This window comes from Modestobacter sp. L9-4, assembly GCF_019112525.1.
In the GTDB taxonomy this organism is placed as follows: Bacteria; Actinomycetota; Actinomycetes; order Mycobacteriales; family Geodermatophilaceae; genus Modestobacter.
Map to the genome: position 1 here is coordinate 3,105,316 of NZ_CP077800.1, position 17,379 is coordinate 3,122,694.

The 17,379-nt window shown below is 72.2% G+C and carries 19 protein-coding genes; 6 read left to right on the forward strand and 13 right to left on the reverse strand.

What is annotated here, in order from left to right:
• Positions 1-31: 31 nt before the first annotated feature.
• The 12 genes from KUM42_RS14585 to KUM42_RS14640 form a co-directional block, all read right to left on the reverse strand.
• Positions 32-1,339, reverse strand: a complete 1,308-nt coding sequence (locus KUM42_RS14585; protein ID WP_237493252.1) for a FliI/YscN family ATPase — start codon at positions 1,337-1,339, stop codon at positions 32-34.
• A complete protein-coding gene (locus KUM42_RS14590) occupies positions 1,336-2,220 on the reverse strand; it encodes a FliH/SctL family protein (protein ID WP_237493253.1) in 885 nt (294 codons plus the stop codon). The genes KUM42_RS14585 and KUM42_RS14590 overlap by 4 nt, the downstream gene beginning before the upstream one ends.
• Complete coding sequence (gene fliG / locus KUM42_RS14595; protein ID WP_237493254.1) at positions 2,204-3,274, reverse strand: flagellar motor switch protein FliG; 1,071 nt, start codon at positions 3,272-3,274, stop codon at positions 2,204-2,206. The genes KUM42_RS14590 and fliG overlap by 17 nt, the downstream gene beginning before the upstream one ends.
• Before the next feature lie 190 nt (positions 3,275-3,464).
• Complete coding sequence (gene fliF, locus KUM42_RS14600) at positions 3,465-5,024, reverse strand: flagellar basal-body MS-ring/collar protein FliF (protein ID WP_237493255.1); 1,560 nt, start codon at positions 5,022-5,024, stop codon at positions 3,465-3,467.
• A complete protein-coding gene (locus tag KUM42_RS14605; protein WP_237493256.1) occupies positions 5,024-5,365 on the reverse strand; it encodes a flagellar hook-basal body complex protein FliE in 342 nt (113 codons plus the stop codon). Before KUM42_RS14605 ends, fliF begins: the two co-directional genes overlap by 1 nt.
• 2 nt (positions 5,366-5,367) lie before the next feature.
• Positions 5,368-5,772 carry a flagellar basal body rod protein FlgC gene (locus KUM42_RS14610; RefSeq protein WP_237493257.1) on the reverse strand — a complete coding sequence of 135 codons (405 nt, stop codon included), beginning with the start codon at positions 5,770-5,772 and terminating at the stop codon, positions 5,368-5,370.
• Between the two features lies 1 nt (position 5,773).
• The gene (flgB, locus tag KUM42_RS14615; protein ID WP_237493258.1) at positions 5,774-6,124 is read right to left on the reverse strand and encodes a flagellar basal body rod protein FlgB; all 351 of its coding nucleotides are present in this window, start codon (positions 6,122-6,124) and stop codon (positions 5,774-5,776) included.
• 303 nt (positions 6,125-6,427) lie between these two features.
• Positions 6,428-6,802 carry a hypothetical protein gene (locus tag KUM42_RS14620; RefSeq protein ID WP_237493259.1) on the reverse strand — a complete coding sequence of 125 codons (375 nt, stop codon included), beginning with the start codon at positions 6,800-6,802 and terminating at the stop codon, positions 6,428-6,430.
• Positions 6,799-7,185 carry a flagellar export chaperone FliS gene (fliS, locus tag KUM42_RS14625; protein WP_237493260.1) on the reverse strand — a complete coding sequence of 129 codons (387 nt, stop codon included), beginning with the start codon at positions 7,183-7,185 and terminating at the stop codon, positions 6,799-6,801. The genes KUM42_RS14620 and fliS overlap by 4 nt, the downstream gene beginning before the upstream one ends.
• 25 nt (positions 7,186-7,210) lie before the next feature.
• Positions 7,211-8,584 (reverse strand): flagellar filament capping protein FliD, encoded by a 1,374-nt coding sequence (gene fliD / locus KUM42_RS14630; protein ID WP_237493261.1) that lies wholly within the window; start codon positions 8,582-8,584, stop codon positions 7,211-7,213.
• A 130-nt stretch (positions 8,585-8,714) separates the two neighbouring features.
• The gene (locus KUM42_RS14635) at positions 8,715-9,551 is read right to left on the reverse strand and encodes a flagellin (protein WP_237493262.1); all 837 of its coding nucleotides are present in this window, start codon (positions 9,549-9,551) and stop codon (positions 8,715-8,717) included.
• Positions 9,552-9,876: 325 nt separating this feature from the next.
• Positions 9,877-10,713 (reverse strand): flagellin, encoded by an 837-nt coding sequence (locus KUM42_RS14640; protein ID WP_237493263.1) that lies wholly within the window; start codon positions 10,711-10,713, stop codon positions 9,877-9,879.
• A gap of 305 nt (positions 10,714-11,018) precedes the next feature.
• Here KUM42_RS14640 and KUM42_RS14645 point away from each other — a divergent pair, with 305 nt between their 5' ends.
• On the forward strand, positions 11,019-12,092 hold the full coding sequence (locus KUM42_RS14645; RefSeq protein WP_237493264.1) for a glycosyltransferase: 1,074 nt from the start codon (positions 11,019-11,021) through the stop codon (positions 12,090-12,092).
• 142 nt (positions 12,093-12,234) lie between these two features.
• Here the strand turns inward: KUM42_RS14645 and KUM42_RS14650 are convergent, their stop codons facing one another.
• Entirely contained in the window at positions 12,235-13,155 is a 921-nt protein-coding gene (locus KUM42_RS14650; protein WP_237493265.1) for a sigma-70 family RNA polymerase sigma factor, read from the reverse strand.
• Positions 13,156-13,338: 183 nt separating this feature from the next.
• Here KUM42_RS14650 and KUM42_RS14655 point away from each other — a divergent pair, with 183 nt between their 5' ends.
• The 5 genes from KUM42_RS14655 to KUM42_RS14675 all read left to right on the forward strand — a co-directional run bounded on the left by KUM42_RS14655 (position 13,339) and on the right by KUM42_RS14675 (position 17,335).
• Positions 13,339-13,830 carry a flagellar protein FlgN gene (locus KUM42_RS14655; protein ID WP_237493266.1) on the forward strand — a complete coding sequence of 164 codons (492 nt, stop codon included), beginning with the start codon at positions 13,339-13,341 and terminating at the stop codon, positions 13,828-13,830.
• Between the two features lie 73 nt (positions 13,831-13,903).
• Complete coding sequence (gene flgK / locus KUM42_RS14660; protein ID WP_237493267.1) at positions 13,904-15,313, forward strand: flagellar hook-associated protein FlgK; 1,410 nt, start codon at positions 13,904-13,906, stop codon at positions 15,311-15,313.
• 4 nt (positions 15,314-15,317) lie between these two features.
• Positions 15,318-16,220: a flagellar hook-associated protein FlgL gene (gene flgL, locus KUM42_RS14665; RefSeq protein ID WP_237493268.1), complete on the forward strand. Its 903-nt coding sequence runs from the start codon at positions 15,318-15,320 to the stop codon at positions 16,218-16,220.
• 145 nt (positions 16,221-16,365) lie between these two features.
• Positions 16,366-16,617 carry a carbon storage regulator CsrA gene (gene csrA / locus KUM42_RS20310; protein ID WP_304610702.1) on the forward strand — a complete coding sequence of 84 codons (252 nt, stop codon included), beginning with the start codon at positions 16,366-16,368 and terminating at the stop codon, positions 16,615-16,617.
• A gap of 139 nt (positions 16,618-16,756) precedes the next feature.
• Positions 16,757-17,335, forward strand: coding sequence for a hypothetical protein (locus KUM42_RS14675; protein WP_237493269.1), 579 nt, complete (start codon positions 16,757-16,759; stop codon positions 17,333-17,335).
• Positions 17,336-17,379: the final 44 nt, after the last annotated feature.

A 17,379-nucleotide genomic window follows, 5' to 3' on the forward strand; every position in this document is an offset into this window, starting at 1 on the left:
CCGAGGTCGCCGGTGGTCCCGCGACCGGGGCTCATGCGGAGGTGGCGATGGCGTGCAGTCGGGCGAACGCCTCCGGCGGCGGGGTGGCGTCCTCGACCGTCTGGCGCAGGAAGGCGTCGATGGCCGGCACCAGCCGGCGGGCGCGGTCCACGAGCGGGTCGGTGCCGGTCTGGTAGGCACCGATCTCGATGAGCTCGCGCACGTCGCGCAGCGCGGCCATCATCCGGCGCACCTCCCGGGCGTCGGTCATCTGCGCGCCCGGCACGATCGTGGTGGCCACGCGGCTGATCGACTCCAGGACGTCGATGGCCGGGAAGTGCCCCTGGGTGGCGAGCTTGCGGGTGAGCACCACGTGCCCGTCCAGGATCGACCGGGCGGTGTCGGCGATCGGCTCGTTGTGGTCGTCGCCCTCCACCAGCACGGTGTAGAGCCCGGTGATGGAGCCGGTGGTCGACGTCCCGGCCTTCTCCAACAGCTTGGGCATCATCGCGAAGACGCTCGGCGGGTAGCCGCGGGTGGCCGGCGGCTCGCCCGCGGACAGGCCGACCTCGCGCTGGGCCATGGCGGTGCGGGTGATCGAGTCCATCATCAGCAGGACGTCGCGGCCCTGGTCGCGGAAGCCCTCGGCGATCCGGGTGGCCACGAACGCGGCCTTGAGCCGCACCAGCGGCGGCTCGTCGGAGGTGGCGACGACGACGACGGTGCGCGCCATGCCCTCCGGGCCGAGGTCCTCCTCGAGGAACTCCCGGACCTCGCGACCACGCTCGCCGATCAGCCCGATGACCCGGATGTCGGCGTCGGTGCCGCGGGTGATCTGGCTCATCAGGGTCGACTTGCCCACGCCGGAGCCGGCGAAGATGCCCAGCCGCTGGCCCTTGCCGATGGGCACCAGGGTGTCCAGCGCGCGGACGCCGGTGGCCAGCTGCCGGTCGACCCGGGCGCGGGTGAGCGCGTTCGGCGTCTCGCTGGTGAGGTCGACGAAGCGGGTGCTGCCGCCCAGCGGCGGGCCGCCGTCCATCGGCCGGCCGAGACCGTCGAGGACCCGGCCGAGCAGCTGTTCCCCGACGGGCACCTGCAGCGGCATGCCGGTGGCGCGGACCCGCGTGCCGGAGCGCACCCCGGACAGGTCGCCCAGCGGCATGCAGGTCAGCCGGTCCTGGGCGACCGCGACGACCTCGGCGAGCAGGGGGCGGGGCGTGGTGGCGACCTGGACGAGGTCGCCGACCGCGGCCGAGACACCCTCGACGGTGAGGGTGAGCCCCATCGCGCCGGTGACCGTCCCGGTGACCTGCGGCCGGGCTGCGGCGCGGGCGCGCTCGAGCACCTCGGCGGCGCTCACGGGAGGAGCACCTCGCGGACGCGCTGCAGGGCCGCCGACAGCTGTGCGTCGACCCGGACGGTGCCGGCCTCGGCCAGCGCGCCGGCGCGCTCGACGTCGGCGTCCCCGACGACGGTGACCGACCCCGGCAGCCCGGCGAGAGCGTCGGCGGGCACCTCGGCGAGGTCGTCGGGGTGCAGCCGCACCCGCACGGGCACGTCGGTCGGGCACAGGGTGAGGGCGCGACGGACGGCGTCCATGCCGGCGCTGTCGGCGAGGGTGACCTCGCGGCCGAGCAGGTCGCCGACCAGCAGCACGACCATGTCCAGCACGTCCTCGCGCAGCGCGTCCATCACCGGCTCGGCGGTGGCGTCCAGGCGGTCGACCGCCGCACCCAGGGCCGCGGTGGCCGAGGCCAGCCGGCGCTCCCACCGGGCCTGCACCTCGGCCAGCCGCTCCTCGGCGGCCTGCTCGGCGGCGCGGACGACCCGCTCGGAGGCGACCAGGCCCTCAGCGTGCCCGGCGGCCCAGCCGGCACGGCGGGCCTCCTCGCGCAGCACGGCCAGCTGCTCGGCGTAGACCTCGCCGAGCCGGAGCCCGACGCGGGTGGTGGAGGCGGCGTCGGCGCGGGCGGCGGACCCGTCGGGCACCGGTGCGACCCGGATCGGGGACGTCGCCGGGCCCGCCGCGGCCGGGGGAGCGGTCACCGGTGCGGCGGGCGCCTCGCTGCGGGGGACCGGGACGGGCTCGGTGACCGCGGGCACCGGTGCCGCGCCGTCCGTGGCCGCGCGGGGTCCGGTCCGGCGTCCCCACGTGGGCGCACCCTGCCCGGCCCGCTGGTACGGCACGGCGTCGGCGGCCGATGCCCCGCGCAGGAGCAACGTCTCACGCGACGAAGTCATCGTCCCCGCCACGCGAGATGGTCAGGACGCCCTGCTCCTCGAGCACGCGGATGACCGCGACGATCTTGGCCTGGGCCTCCTCGACGGTGCGGGTGCGCACCGGGCCGAGCAGCTCGATCTCCTCGATGAGGTTCTCCCCGGCACGCTCGGAGAGGTTGCGGACCACCTTGTCCCGGACGTCCTGCTTGACGCCCTTGAGCGCGGTGGCCAGGTCGTTGGCCTCGACGTCGCGGAGCACCAGCTGCAGCGACCGGTCGTCGATGGTGACGATGTCCTCGAAGACGAACATCTGGGAGCGGATCCGCTCGGCGAGCTCGGGGTCGCTCTTCTCCAGCCACTCGAGGATCGAGCGCTCGGTGGGCCGGGAGGAGCGGTTGATGATCTCCACGAGCGTCTCGACGCCGCCGACGGTGGCCATGTCCTGGTAGGCCAGCAGCGACCCCATCCGGCGGCCGAGCTCCTCCTCGACCATCCGCACCATCTCCGGGGAGGTGCGGTCCATCATCGCGATCCGGTAGGCGACGTCGGCCTGCTGGTCCGGCGGGAAGCCCGACAGGACCTCGGCCGACTGCGGGGCCGGGAGGTGGGCCAGCACCAGCGCGACCACCTGCGGGTGCTCGTCCTTGAGGAAGGTGACCAGCTGCCGGACGTCGCTGTTGCGCAGCGAGGCGAAGGGCAGCTCGGTGTAGACGACGTTCAGCCGGGACAGGATGCCGTCGGCCCGCTCCTCGCCCAGGCCCGCGGCGAGCACCTCGCGGGCGAACTCGACACCGCCGGTGCCGACGAAGCGGCGGGCGTTCATCAGCGTGTGGAACTCGTTGAGCACGTCGTCGACGTCCCCGCCGTCCACGCCCTGGAGCCGCATCAGCTCCCCGGTCAGCTTCTCGACCTCGGAGGGCCGCAGCTGGGCCAGCACGGCGCCGGCCTCCTCCTTGGACAGCTGGGCGAGGAACACCGCGGCCTTGCGCAGCCCGGGCAGCTCCTTGCGGGGGACCGCCAGCTGCGCGGTCTTGGCCGGGGTGCCGACGAGCTGTTCCACGCTGGCGATGCTCATGGCCGGACCCCGAGCGCGTTCCGCTCCTCGGTCGCTGGCGCTCCCTGCGATGCTCGCTCACTCGGTGTGTGCCCGGCGATGCTCACTGCTCAGTCCTCCTGTCGCTGGACGCCCGCGGCGTCCCCTTCTTCATCGGCAGTCCGGGACGACGACGGGCCGGGTCCCGAGGGACCCGGCCCGTCGTCCCGGGTCACTTCGACTCGGCGAACCAGCCGCGCAGCATGGTGGCGACCTCGTCGGGGCGGTCGCTGACCATCTCGGAGATCTCGCCGCGGACCTTCTCCCGCTGGGCGGCGGCCAGCTGGGCTGCGCGGTCGTCGAGCTCGGGGTCGCGGATGCTCTCGACCTGGATGCGCTCGTAGTCGGCCGGCTCGTCGTCCTCGAGCTCCTCGTACTCCTCGCGGTTGCGGCGCGAGCGGAGCCAGACGATGAGCACGAGCAGGGCGATGCCCAGGGCGATGCCGCCGGTCTTGATCATCGACCACATCTGGGCGGTCTTCTCCGCCTCCCGCTCGGCGGCGAGGTCGGCGGCTGCCTGCTCGGCCGCGGAGGTGTCGAAGGCCATCGTGGCGACCGAGATCGCGTCACCACGGGCGGGGTCGAGCCCCACGGCGGTGGCGACCAGGTCCTGCACCTGCTGCTGGTTCAGCGCGCCGGCGACGGCGGAGTCCAGCGCCACCGACACGGTCAGCCGCTGGGTGGTGCCGGGAGCGGCGGAGACCACCTCGGTGGTCTTGTCCACGGCGTTGTTCGACGTCGTGTTGGTCTTGTCGTAGGCCGAGTCGCCGCCGGGGGTGCCCGCGGTGTCCTCGGCGCCCAGCACGCCACCGACCGCGCCGGCGGTGCCGGTGTACTTCTCGGTGGTGCTCTGCTCCGACAGCGCGGGGGTGTTCGGGTTGTAGCTGTAGCTCTCCTTGGTGGTGTCCCGCTTGGCGAAGTCGAGGTCCGCCCGCACCGAGACGACGGACTTGCCGCGCCCCAGGATCGGGTCGAGCACCTTCTGCGCGTTGGCGGCCAGCCGGGCCTCCTGCGCCTGCTCGGCCTCGGCCTGCGCGTCACCGGTGGCGCCGCCGGCGGCCTCACCGGCCGCCGACAGGACGGCACCGGTGGAGTCCGCGACCGTGACCGACTCCGGGGCCATGCCCTGGATGCTGGAGGAGACCAGGTGGGTGACCGCCTGGATCTGCTCCCCGTCCAGCTTCGTGCCCGGCGCCAGGTCCAGCAGGACAGAGGCGGTGGGCTTGCCCTCGTCGGTGGCGAAGACGTCGTCCTTGGGCATCGCGACGTGCACGACCGCCGACCGGACGCCGTCCAGGGCCTTGAGGGTCGTCGACAGCTCGCCCTCCAGGGCGCGCTGGTAGGAGACCTGCTGCTGGAACTCACTGGTCGTGATGCCCTGCTTGTCCAGCAGCGAGTAGCCGGTCTCGTTGCCCTCGGGCAGGCCCTTGCCGCTCATCGCCAGGCGCAGGTCGTAGACCTTGTCCTGGGCGACCATGATCGTGCCGCCGCCGTCGGCCAGCTGGTACGGGACGCCCTCGGCCGTGAGCTCCTCGACGATCGCCGAGGCATCGGAGGAGGCCAGGTTGCTGAACAGCGGCGACAGCGTCGGCGCGGTGATCCAGCGGGTGAAGACGACGCCTCCGAGCAGCAGACCGGCCAGCAGCAGGCCGATCACGATCTTCTGCCCGAGGCTGATCGTCGACAGCAGGGTCTTGACCCGGTTCAGCGGGCCGGCGAGGGCGGCGGGCATCAGACCGGCATCCTCATGATCTCGGTGAAGGCGGCCACGGCGGAGTTCTTCAGCGTGACCACGGTGTCGGTGGCCAGCCGGGCCTCAGTGCTGGCGATCATGTAGTCGTGTGCGTCCTGCAGGTCGCCGGTGGCCGCCTGGAGCGCCAGGTGGTCGACGTTGCCCTGCACGGCGTTCAGCTGGTCGATCTGGCCGGTCAGGATGTCGGCGAACCCACCGTCGCCGGCGGCCGAGGTCGCCGACGGGCTCATCGAGACGCCGGTGACGCCCGACGTGCCGTCGAGGTTGGGTGCGGGGATCCCGCCGACGAGGGCGGAGATCGCGCCGATGGGCGAGGTCATGGTCAGCCCTTCCCGAGCTGCAGGGCCTGCTGGTAGGCCTCGGTGGCGCTCTTGATGGTGGCGAGGTTCGCCTGGTAGCCGCGCTGGGCCATGAGCAGCTGGGTCATCTGGTCCCCGAGGTCGATGTCCGGGAGCCGGACGTTGCCGTCGGCGTCGGCCAGCGGGTTGCCCGGGTCGTTGACCACCCGGCCCTCGGCGGAGCCGAGCTCGGTCCGCGCGACGCGGACGCCGCCGGTGCCCGAGCCGTAGTCGACCGCCTGGGCGACGACCATCCGCTCCTGGAAGGCGTCCTGGTCCGTCGAGCGGGCGGTGTTGATGTTCGCGATGTTGTCCGAGACGGCGTCCATCCACTTGCGGTGGACGAACAGCGAGGACCCGGCGATGCCGATCGTGTCGAAGGCGGCCACGTCACTGCGTCCGGAGTGCGGAGCGGAGCAGGGCGTACTTGCCGTCGAGGGCGTTGAGCGACAGCTGGTACCGCAGCCCGGTCTCGGTGGCGATGACCGTCTCGGTGTCCAGGTTGACGTTGTTGCCGTCGGTGCGGGTCGGGTCGAGCGAACGGCTCATCGCGGACCGGCCGACCACGGGGGTCTCACCGCTGGCGATCTCGTTCTGCAGGGCCGACTCGAAGTCCACCCGGCCGGCGAGGAAGCCCGGCGTCTGGACGTTGGCGATGTTGTCGGCGGTCACCCGCTGGCGCTGCTGGAGTCCGGTCAGGGACGCGTGCAGCGCGGTCATGGTCGAGTCGGTGATCAGCACCGGGCGCTCGGCAGGGGACGACGGAGCACGGGGATACCTCCGGGTACGGCGGGACGCGCGCCCAGGGGGTCCTGGGAGCGAAGGGGCCGCCGATCCGTGGCGAGTGTGCTGCGTTCCTTGCCTCCTGGTCATCGGCAGGTCGGGTGCCGACCGTGACCACATGCACCCGATCGGACGCATCGAGTCACACAACGCACACGTCCCCCGTGGCCAGAGCGACGCTCGTGGCCACGGGGGACGGGGGAGTGCGGTGGGGCTGGTGTGACGGTGCTCTGCGCCGGGCTCGGGGGAGGGGGTCCCGCCTCAGAGCGCCTGGTCGATGAAGGAGGCGACGGGGCGGGTCGGTGCGTAGGACATCCGGGCGGCCACGTCGCGCTGCTTCTGCGACTGGGTGATCCGCTCGACCAGGGCCTCGGCGACGGCCAGCTGGTGCTGCAGCAGCCGGGCGGCGCGCTCGCGCAGGTCGTCGGGGAGCGGGCCCAGGCTGCTCGGCGGGATCCAGTCGGTGGACCGGCGCCCCCAGGCGGCGATCTCCTCGGCCCGGCCACGGGCGAGGGTCTCCTCGGCCTCGTACACGTCGCCCTCGAGGGCGTCGAGGACCGCGGGCCAGCTCTGCGCCCCGGACCGCCGGGCAGGGGGGTCCCCGACCCGGTTGCGCGGGACGTGGCCGGAGGTCATGCCGACGTCGTGGCGAGGGACGCCGCAGCCTCCCGCCATGCGTCCCGCAGCGGCTCGACGATCCGCCGGCAGTCGCCGATCCGTCGGACGTCGCCCTTCACGTTGGCCGAGATCAGCTCGGTGAGCAGCCAGGTGTAGAGCGCGGCCAGGCGGGGACCGCCCTCCCAGACGTCGACCCGGAGGCTGCCCTGCAGCTCCATGACGATCTCCTGGGCGTGCTGGAGCTGCTGGCTCGCCGCCTCGCGGTCGCCGGCGACCAGGGCGGTCTGGCCGCGCTCGAGGTCGAGGGCGAGACGGTCGTACAGCATGACCAGCAGCTGCTGCGGCGACGCGGTGGTGACGGCGTCGCCCAGGTAGCGGGCCCGCAGGGCGGCGGCACTCATCGGTTCTCCTCCAGGTACACGGGGGTCAGGACTTGGACGGGCTGGGCAGCGACGAGAGCTGCGACGACAGCCAGGAGGCCTGGTTCTGCATCGTGCCCAGTGCCGTCTCCATGGCGGTGAACTGCTTGGTCAGGTTGTCCTTGCGCAAGGCCAGGCGGATGTCCCAGGCGGCGATCTGGTCGGTCAGCGCACTGGCCGCCATGTCCTGGCTCTTGGCCAGCAGGATCAGGGTGCCGCCCGTGGAGTCGGTCGCCTTCTTCGACAGCGCGAGCAGCCGCTGGGCGACGCCCGGGACCGCGGCGACGTCGTCGGCGCTGCCGGCGATCCCGTCCACGTCGGAGGCGGCTGTGCCGTTGACCAGCCGCTGGACCAGCGACGGGTCGGACTGCAGCTTGGCGGTGAAGACGGCCTTGTCGAACACGAGCGAGCCGTCCCGGTTGAGCTGCAGGCCGGCGGTGGCGGCCGACTTGCCACCGATCGCGTAGCCGACGGCGTCGAGGACCTGGGAGGTCAGCCCGCGCAGCGTGCTGTCGCCCTTGAGCACGGCCTTGCTGCCGGTGGAGGTGTCCGTGTTGCTCTTGATGGCCGACAGCACGGCGTTGGCGGCGGTGACCATCGACTGGACCGCGGTGGCCACGGCGTCGGGGTCGCCCGCGACGCTGACGGTGACCGGGCCGCCGGTCTGGCTGACCGTGATCGGGGTGCCGCGCATCAGCTCGCTGAAGGTGTTGGTCGACGAGACCGCGTCGAAGCCGGTGGTCGCGTCGCCGACGTGCACCTTCGCGTTGGTGCCGGTGGTGAGCACACCGAAGGTCGGCGTCGTCTCGCCGGTGGCGGCGAGGGTGAAGCGGGAGGCCTCACCGGTCGCGGTGGAGCTGACCTGCAGCCGGTAGCCGGTGCTGGTGTTGACCGCGGTGGCGGCGAGCCCGTAGCCGGAGGAGTTGATGGCCGCGACCGTGTCGGCGAGGGTGGCGCCGCTCTTCAGTGCGATCTGCTTGCTGCTGCCGTCGGGTGCGGTGAGGACCAGCGGGGAGGCCTGACCGAAGGCGTCGGTGGTCTTCGTCCAGGTCCCGGCGCTCAGCACGGAGTGGTTGGCGGCCAGCGCGGTGACGCTGAACGTCAGCGAGCCGGGGGTCGCGTCCGCGCTGGCGGTGGCGGTCACCGTGGTGGCCGAGCTGGTCGCCTTCGCGGCAGCCCAGGCGGTCGCCTTGGTGAGGGCCTCGGCGGCCGTGCGCAGCGCGTCGAACTTGGTGTTGATCGCCCGGTACGCGGTGGCGTCGGCCTGGGTGTCGGTCAGCCTGGTCTTGAGCAGGGTCTGGGGGTTGGCCTCGATCTGCATCAACTGGGTGATGAGAGAGCCGGTGTCCATCCCGGAGATCAGGCCGGTGCTCACGCTCATGCCTGCCATGTCGCTTCCTCGGTTCTCTGGTCGTGCGGGGCACGCAGTGAGGGGGGAGGCCGGGGGCCTCCCCCCTCACCGGGTGGTGCTGGGACGTGCTGTGGTGCCGTTCAGGTGGTGCTCAGGCAGATCAGCCCAGGAGCTTCAGGATGCCCTGGGTGGACTGGTTGGCCTGGGCCAGCATCGACGTGCCGGCCTGGGTCAGGATCTGCGTGCGGGTGAAGTTGGTCATCTCCTGGGCCATGTCGGTGTCGCGGATGCGGCTCTCCGACGCGGTCAGGTTCTCGGCCGTGGTGTTGAGGTTGTTGATGGTGTGCTCGAACCGGTTCTGGATGGCACCCAGGTTGGCGCGGGCGGTCGACACGTTCTTGATGGCGGTGTCGATGGCACCGATGGCAGCCGAGGCACCGGCGGCCGTGGTCAGGTCGATGGAGTCCACGGCCAGACCGGTGGAGGAGAAGCTGGTCGAGCCGCTGGTGGCGCTGATCTTGACCGCGGTGGTGTCGCCGGAGGCGTAGCCGACCTGGAAGGTCTTGTTGTACGACCCGTCGAGCAGCTTGACGTTGTTGAAGGTCGTCTTGTCCGCGATCCGGGTGAGCTCCAGCTTGAGGGCGTCGCCCTCGGAGTCCATCGCGGCGTTGGAGTTGGCGTCGTTGCCGCCCTCGTTGGCCGCCTGGACGGCGAGGTCGCGCATGCGCTGCAGGATCGAGGTGGTCTCGCTCAGGCCACCCTCAGCGGTCTGCACGACCGAGATGCCGTCCTGGGTGTTGCGGACGGCGACCTTGATGCCACCGATCTGCGAGCGCAGGCCCTCGGAGATCGCGAGGCCGGCGGCGTCGTCGGCGGCGCGGTTGATGCGGAAACCGGAGGAGAGCTTCTCCAGCGACTTCGCCATCTGGTTGTTCGTGGTGCTCAGGTTGCGGTAGGCGTTGAGAGCCGAGGTGTTGGTGTTGACGCTGAGACCCATGGTTTCCTCCGTGGAATTCGGGCTGCTGTGTGGAGACCGCTGCATCCGTGCTGCGGGTGACGCACTGCCTGTAACGGCTGCTGGCGGGAGTTCCTTGACCCGAAGCCGGAACTTTTCTCCGGCCTCCCCCCGCCGGGTGGGGTGTCCGCCCGGGGGTCGGTGTCCGCCGGCCCGTGCAGGACTGCGCGCGGGCACCGCCCGCGGCACGCGGCCGGGTACCGGCCCGGCACCCGGCGACCTGCCGGGGGACGCACTGAGGGGGGAGGCCGGTGGCCTCCCCCCTCAGCGGGTGGTGCTGTTCAGTGCTGGGACGTGCTCAGGCAGATCAGCCCAGGAGCTTCAGGATGCCCTGGGTGGACTGGTTGGCCTGGGCCAGCATCGACGTGCCGGCCTGGGTCAGGATCTGCGTGCGGGTGAAGTTGGTCATCTCCTGGGCCATGTCGGTGTCGCGGATGCGGCTCTCCGACGCGGTCAGGTTCTCGGCCGTGGTGTTGAGGTTGTTGATGGTGTGCTCGAACCGGTTCTGGATGGCACCCAGGCTGGCGCGGGCGGTCGAGACGTTCTTGATGGCGGTGTCGATCAGGCCGATGGCGGTCTGCGCGCCGGAGGCCGAGGTCAGGCTGACGGCGCTGACGCCCAGGTCGCCGGCGTCGAAGCCCACGCCGCCGCTCGCCGACTGGATGGTGACCTTGGTGGTGTCACCGGAGGCGTAGCCGACCTGGAAGTTCTTGTCGTAGGTGCCGTCGAGCAGCTTGACGTTGTTGAAGGTCGTCTTGTCCGCGATGCGGGTGAGCTCGGACTGCAGCGTCTTGCTCTCGGCGTCCATGGCGGCGTTGGAGTTCGTGTCGTTGCCGCCCTCGTTGGCCGCCTGGACGGCGAGGTCGCGCATGCGCTGCAGGATCGAGGTGGTCTCGCTCAGGCCACCCTCAGCGGTCTGCACGACCGAGATGCCGTCCTGGGTGTTGCGGACGGCGACCTTGATGCCACCGATCTGCGAGCGCAGGCCCTCGGAGATCGCGAGGCCGGCGGCGTCGTCGGCGGCGCGGTTGATGCGGAAACCGGAGGAGAGCTTCTCCAGCGACTTCGCCATCTGGTTGTTCGTGGTGCTCAGGTTGCGGTAGGCGTTGAGAGCCGAGGTGTTGGTGTTGACGCTGAGACCCATGGTTTCCTCCGTGGAATTCGGGCTGCTGTGTGGAGACCGCTGCATCCGTGCTGCGGGCGTTGCTCAACCCTTAACGGCCGGTGCGCAGCACTCCTTGACCCGAACCGGGGACTTCTTCCCGCTCCTCGGTCCGGAGGCGGTGCCGCTGTCGTCCGTGCGGCCGGTGCCGTCCGCCGTGCGCGCTGCCGATACCCGGCCCGATGTCTCCAGCACCGCGTGGTGCAGGCCCGCCCCGACAGCCCCGGCAGCAGGTCAGCCGGTGCCGCGGGCGGACCGGGACCCGATCCGGGGAGGACCCGCCGACCGTGAACGTCCTGTTGTGCACCACCGTCTACACCGGATCCAAGTACCACCGGATGACCGAACCGGCCCGCGCCGTGCACGAGGCCGGCCTCGGGATCCAGGTCACCGTCAGCCACGGGATCACGACCACGATGGTCCAGGAGCCGGGGGAGACCGAGCTGAGCGTCGGGGCGGTCGACGCCCAGGGCGCTGACGTCGTGGTGCTGCAGCTGCCCAAGACGGTCGCGATGCTGCAGGTGCTGCGGTTGCTGCAGGCCCAGGGCGTCGCCGTCGTGGTGGAGATGGACGACCTGCTCTCCGCCGTGCCCTACGGCCACATGGGCCACTCCGCGCTGATCCGCGGCGGCCTGGACAAGCTGGCCCTGGCCTGCGCCCGGGAGGCTGACCTGGTCACCGTCTCGACCCCCTCGCTGCTGACCGAGTACGCCACCCGCGGGCGGGGCGTGGTGGTGCCCAACGCGATCCCCCGCCGGGTCGCCGAGCTGCCGCCGGCCTACGAGCGGGAGCCGGAGACGGTGACCGTCGGCTGGACCGGGTCGGTGCTCGTGCACCCCTACGACCTGCAGGTGATGGAGTCGGGGCTGCAGCAGGCGCTGGACCGCACCCAGGGGCAGAGCCGGTTCATGGTGATGGGTGCCGCCGGCGACTCGCGCAGCGTCCTCCGGCTGGCCGAGGACCCGGTGGTCGTCCCCTGGGTCCGCGAGGTCGACGACTACCTGACCCTGGTGGGCGAGCAGTTCGACGTGGGCATCGCCCCGCTCCGCGACGACCGGTTCAACGACTGCAAGAGCTGGCTGAAGGTGATGGAGTACGCCGCCCGCGGCGTCTACGCGGTCCGGTCGCCCAGCAAGGAGTACGAGCGCCTCGGACTCGGTCGGCGCGCCAAGGCCCCCCGTGACTGGGCCACCCTCATCGCCGGTGGCGTGCAGCGCCCCGACCAGCGCCGGGAGATGGCCGCGGCCGACCGCGAGGCGGTGCTGGCCCGGCACCTCACCGAGCACACGGCCGAGCTGTGGGCCGGCGCCTGGCGGCAGGCCCGGGAGAACCGCACCCGCAGCCAGCGTCTCAGCGCCTGACCGCAGGCACCACCGACGAGGCCCCCTCCGCAGCAGCGGAGGGGGCCTCGTCGTGCTGCCCGGGTGCGGATGGGAACCCCGGGCCGGACACGGCCGTGCCCCCGGACGACGTGGTGTCGGCCGGGGGCACGGGGGAGTGGTGTCAGGCGGGCTGGGACGCCGGCGCGCGCGGGGGGACCTGCCAGCCGTGCCCGCGGCCGCCGGGCCGGGGCGCCGGGAACGAGGGGGCGGCAGCCGCGCGACCCGTCCCGGGCTGCCGGGCGGCGACCCGCTCGACGTAGGCGCGCTGCTGGTTGCGGGCGCGCACCCCGCCGTCGGCCGCCACCGGCGTGCCGTCCCAGAGCTCGCTCATCGCCGCGTGCAGCAGGGTCAGCGCCCGGGCGCGCATCTGCGAGACGCGGGACAGGGTGACCCCGAGGGAGTCCGCGATGTCGGTGAGCGACTCGTCACCGAAGAAGTTGCGCTCGACGACCTCGTCGAGCCGGTCGGGCAGTGCCCGGATCGCCTCGTGCAGGTGCCGGGCCCGCTCACCGCGCATCAGCGCGCGCTCGGGGGAGTCGCCGGTGTCGGGCAGGTCCAGCGACCCGCCGTCGGTGCCGGACTCGGCGTCCATGCTGACCATCACCGCGCGGTGCACGTCGATCTGCAGCGAGTCCAGCTCCGACCGGGCGACGCCTAGGCTGGTGGCCAGCTCCTCCTTCGTCGGCGGCCGGCCCAGGCGGATGGTGAGCGCGTCGGTCGCGGCGTCGGTGCGCCGCGCCGCGGCCCGCACCGAGCGGCTGGCCCAGTCGCCCGAGCGCAGCTCGTCGAGGACCGCGCCCTGCAGGCGGGGGAGGGCGTAGGTGGCGAAGGACGCGCCCGCGGCCGGGTCGAAGCGGCGGGCGACCTCGACCAGCGCGATGCTCGCGCAGGAGAGCAGGTCGTCCCGGCTCACGTGGCTCGGCAGGGAGATGCGGGAGGCCACCGCGTTCACCGCGAACTGGGCCAGCGGCAGGTGGGTGGTCACCAGCGCGTCGACGTCGGACGGTCGGCGATCGAGCACGGCGGAGCGGGCTGGGGTCACGGCTGTGTACTCGGCGGGTCCACCCCCGTACCGGACCGCCGCCGCGCACTTTTCTGCGGTGGGTCCGGTCCAACTCGGCTTGATCGTCCCCAGCGGTGTGCCGATGGTCCACCGACAGCGCCCGCCGGACCCGGCAGGCGCAGGCCCCCACGGGTTGCACACGACGACGGAAAGGCGGCGGACGTGGACCACCAGCACCTGTCGACGTTGCTCTGGCGGGAGCAGGAGCTCCTGGACCTCCTGCTGTTCAAGGCCGAGGAGAAGCAGTACCTCATCATCACCGGCAAGAGCCGGTGGCTGGCGCGCATCGCGCACGAGATCGAGGTCGTGCTCGAGCAGCTGCGGACCCTCGAGGTCGAGCGGGCGGCGGCGACCGAGCAGATCGCCGGCCGGCTGGGCCTGGCGGTCGACCCCTCGCTCCGGCAGCTGGCCGACGTCGCGCCGGCGCCGTGGAACGACCTGTACACCAAGCACCACGAGTCGCTGCTGGCCCTCGTCACCGAGCTGCGCTCCCTCTCCGACACCAACAAGGGGCTCATCGAGGGCGGGCTCGCGGCCATCGGCGACGCGCTGCTGTCGGTGCGCCCGGCGGGGGCGACGGCCGGGACGTACACGCAGGCCGGACGGGCCACCGGCAACGCCTACCGCTCGGTCACCCTGGACGGCGCGCTGTGAGCCGGGTCGTGGGCGGACAGACCAGCACAGCATCCCGGCGGACCTCGCCGGCCGGCGCCAATGAGGAGCACAAGTGAGCACGTTCTCCGGCCTGAACCGGGCGACGACCGCCCTCTGGGCCCAGCAGCGCGGCCTGGACGTCACCGGGCAGAACATCGCCAACATCAACACCGTCGGCTACTCGCGGCAGCGGGCCGAGCTCCAGTCGGTGAACGGCAACGTCGTCCCGGCCATCTACTCGGTCAGCAACCAGGTCGGCCAGGGCGTCGACGCCGACACCGTCATCCGGATCCGGGACGCCTTCCTGGAGAGCCGGGCCCAGGCCGAGACCGCCACCACCGCCCAGATGACCGTGCGGGACGACACCCTGGCCACGGTGGAGCAGGCGTTCCGCGAGCCGGGCACCACCGGCATCTCGGCCAAGCTCACCAGCGTCTACACGTCGTGGAGCGAGCTGGCCAGCTCTCCCAAGGAGGACGGCGCCCGCGCGGCGGTGCTGCAGAACACCGCCACCCTCGTCGCCGAGCTGCACACCACCAGCGCCACCCTGGACCAGCAGTGGACCCAGACCCGCGACAGCCTCGACGTGCTGGCGCAGGACGTGAACGCCAAGGCCCAGGCCATCGCCGACCTGAACGTCTCCATCCGGCGGGGCACCCAGGCGGGGCTGCCGGTCAACGAGCTGGCCGACAAGCGCGACGTGCTGGTGATGGACCTGGCGGAGGCGATCGGTGCGACGTCCACGCCCGGCTCCGACGGCCAGGTCGACGTGGTGGTCTCCGGCGCCACGCTGATCTCCGGCGGTTCGGCCACCCGGATCAAGGCCGTCGGCACCGGGGACCCGGCCACGGTCAGCGCCACGAACCCCCGGTTCGAGACCGACCCGGGCAGCACGCGGGTCGCCGTCGGCGGTACCGCGGGCGGCAAGCTCACCGCGCTGACCGAGACGATCCCCCGCTACCGCACGGAGCTCGACGCGGTGGCCCGGCAGGTGGCGCAGGAGATCAACACCGCGCACGCGCAGGGCTACGACAAGGACGGCGCCCCCGGCGGCGTCGTGTTCGACGGTGGCGGGGCCGCGACGATCACCGCGGCCACCATCACCCTCAAGATCACCGACACCGCGAAGCTGGCGGCGGCCTCCCGGCCGCCGAACGGCACGGACCCCTCCGCGGACAACGGCAACGCCATGGCCCTGGGCAAGCTCAAGGACGCTGCCGGGGGCTCGACCACGCTCTACCGCAAGCTCATCGTCGCCCTCGGCGTCGAGGCCTCGGTGGCGACGAGCAACCTGGAGACCCAGAAGGTCATCGGCAGTCAGGTCGAGGCGTCCCGGGAGTCCGTCGCGGGGGTCAACATCGACGAGGAGATGACGAACATGCTGCAGTTCCAGCACGCCTACCAGGCCGCCGCGCGTCTGATCACCACCATCGACGAGACGCTCGACGTGCTGATCAACCGCACCGGCCGAGTGGGGCTGTGACCTGATGCGGATCACCCAGCGGTCGCTCGCGGCCACGGCGCTGCAGAACCTGAACCGCAACATGGAGGCCATCGCCAAGCTGCAGGCCCAGCAGACCTCCGGCAAGTCGATCAACAAGCCCTCGGACGACCCGACCGGCACGAACTCGGCGATGCAGGTCCGTCAGGAGATGGCCAGCGCGACCCAGTACTCCCGCAACATCGGCGACGCGATCTCACAGCTGGACGCGACCGACTCGGCCCTGACGAACATCACCGCCCAGGTGCAGAGCGCCCGTGCGCTCACCGTGAAGGGCCTCAACGACGGCAGTCTCTCCGACGCCTCCCGGGTGGCCGTCCAGACGGAGATGAAGGGCATCCGGGAGAGCCTCCTCGGCCTGGCCAACACCGCGGTCAAGGGCCAGCCGATCTTCGGCGGGGTGACGAGCGGTGCCTCCGCCTACGACGCCGCCGGCGCCTACGTCGGTTACGGCGGCACCGCGGGGGTGCCGGTGGTCGAGGTCCGCCGGCAGGTCTCCGAGGTCGACTCGGTGCGCGTGGACGTCACCGGCCCCGAGGCCTTCGGCGACCCGGCGACCGGGGACCTCTTCTCGGTCATCGGGGACATCGCCCGCGACGTCGTGGACGACCCGGCCGCCCTGGCCGGCCACCTCGCCGCACTCGACAAGGCCCTCGACGGGCTGAAGAAGGTCGCGGCCGACATCGGCACCCGGACCAACCGGGTCGAGACGGCGCAGCAGGTGAACCAGGACCTCCAGCTGACGCTGCAGACCCGGTCGGCGTCCATCGAGAACATCGACCTGGCCAAGACCATGGTGGACCTGTCGATGATGCAGACCGGTTACCAGGCCGCGCTGGGCGCCACGGCCAAGGTCGTCCAGCCGACCCTGCTGGACTTCCTGCGCTGAAACGGCGGCAGGGGCCGCCGTTTCAGCGCCGCCCCTGCCGAGAAGAGAGCTGGAGCGCCGACCACCCGGGTGGCGGCGCCCCCGTCCCGCCACACCGGCGGGGCACGCCACGGATGGCCCACACGAACCCATGGAGGGGTACCCCATGCTCACACTCACCCGCAGCGTCGGCGAGAGCATCCGGATCGGCGAGGACATCGAGGTCTACGTCGTCGAGGTGCGCGGTGGCACCGTGCGGCTGGGCTTCAAGGCCCCCCGCGAGGTCGCCATCCACCGCGAGGAGGTCTACCGCCAGATCGCCGAGGCCAACAGCCTGGCGGCCGAGGTGGCAGCCGACGCGCTGGGCGCCTTGGCAGCATTCGCACCAGCGTTGAACAGCTCGACTAGCAAAGAGTGACATGACCGTGATCGATTCGACTCAATAGTCGTTCACCTCAGTTGCCACAGTAGTCACAGGGCGGCGAGTCTCGCCGTCGGACTGGTCGCTGCTGCGCAACTCTTCCCCCACAGCGCCACCGCTACTGGGGGAGATCGACATGGCACGCAGCGCACTTGCACAGAACACGACCGCTGGCATCGACCTGCACGTCGAGGAGCCCGCTGCCGACGGCCTGCGCCTCGTCGAGGCCGTCGGCAGCGACGTGGACGCGCTGGGCCCCGCCTGTGCCGAGTCCACCTGGGCCGAGACCGTGGTCGTCCACGTGCAGCTCCGCCCCCGGCGCTCCGGCACCCGCCGCTGCCTGGCCGCCCTCTCCGCGCTGGCCGGCCGGCACGAGGACGTCTCCTTCTCCCTGACCGGGCTGTCCGGCGACGACCGCGTCGTGCGGGTCACCGTCGGTGTCGAGCTCGGCCCGCGGGAGCTGATCGCCAAGTTCTCCGACCAGGCGCAGGCCGCCTACGCCTTCGTCGACGGTCTGTTCACCGACCTCTACGACTTCATGCCGGTCTACGTCGCCGAGCCCAGCGCGGCCGAGCGCGCCGCCGCCGCCGGCGTCCTCGAGGCCGCCGAGGCCCCGCGCGCCGCCGCCCCCCGGGCGGCCGCGCCGCGCATCCCCTCGCCGCGGACCCCCGTCGACGCCGCCGTCACCCGGCGCGCGGTGCCCGTCCCCGCCTGACGGAGGACCCCGGTCCCCCCCGGGCCGACCAGCACCACCCCCCA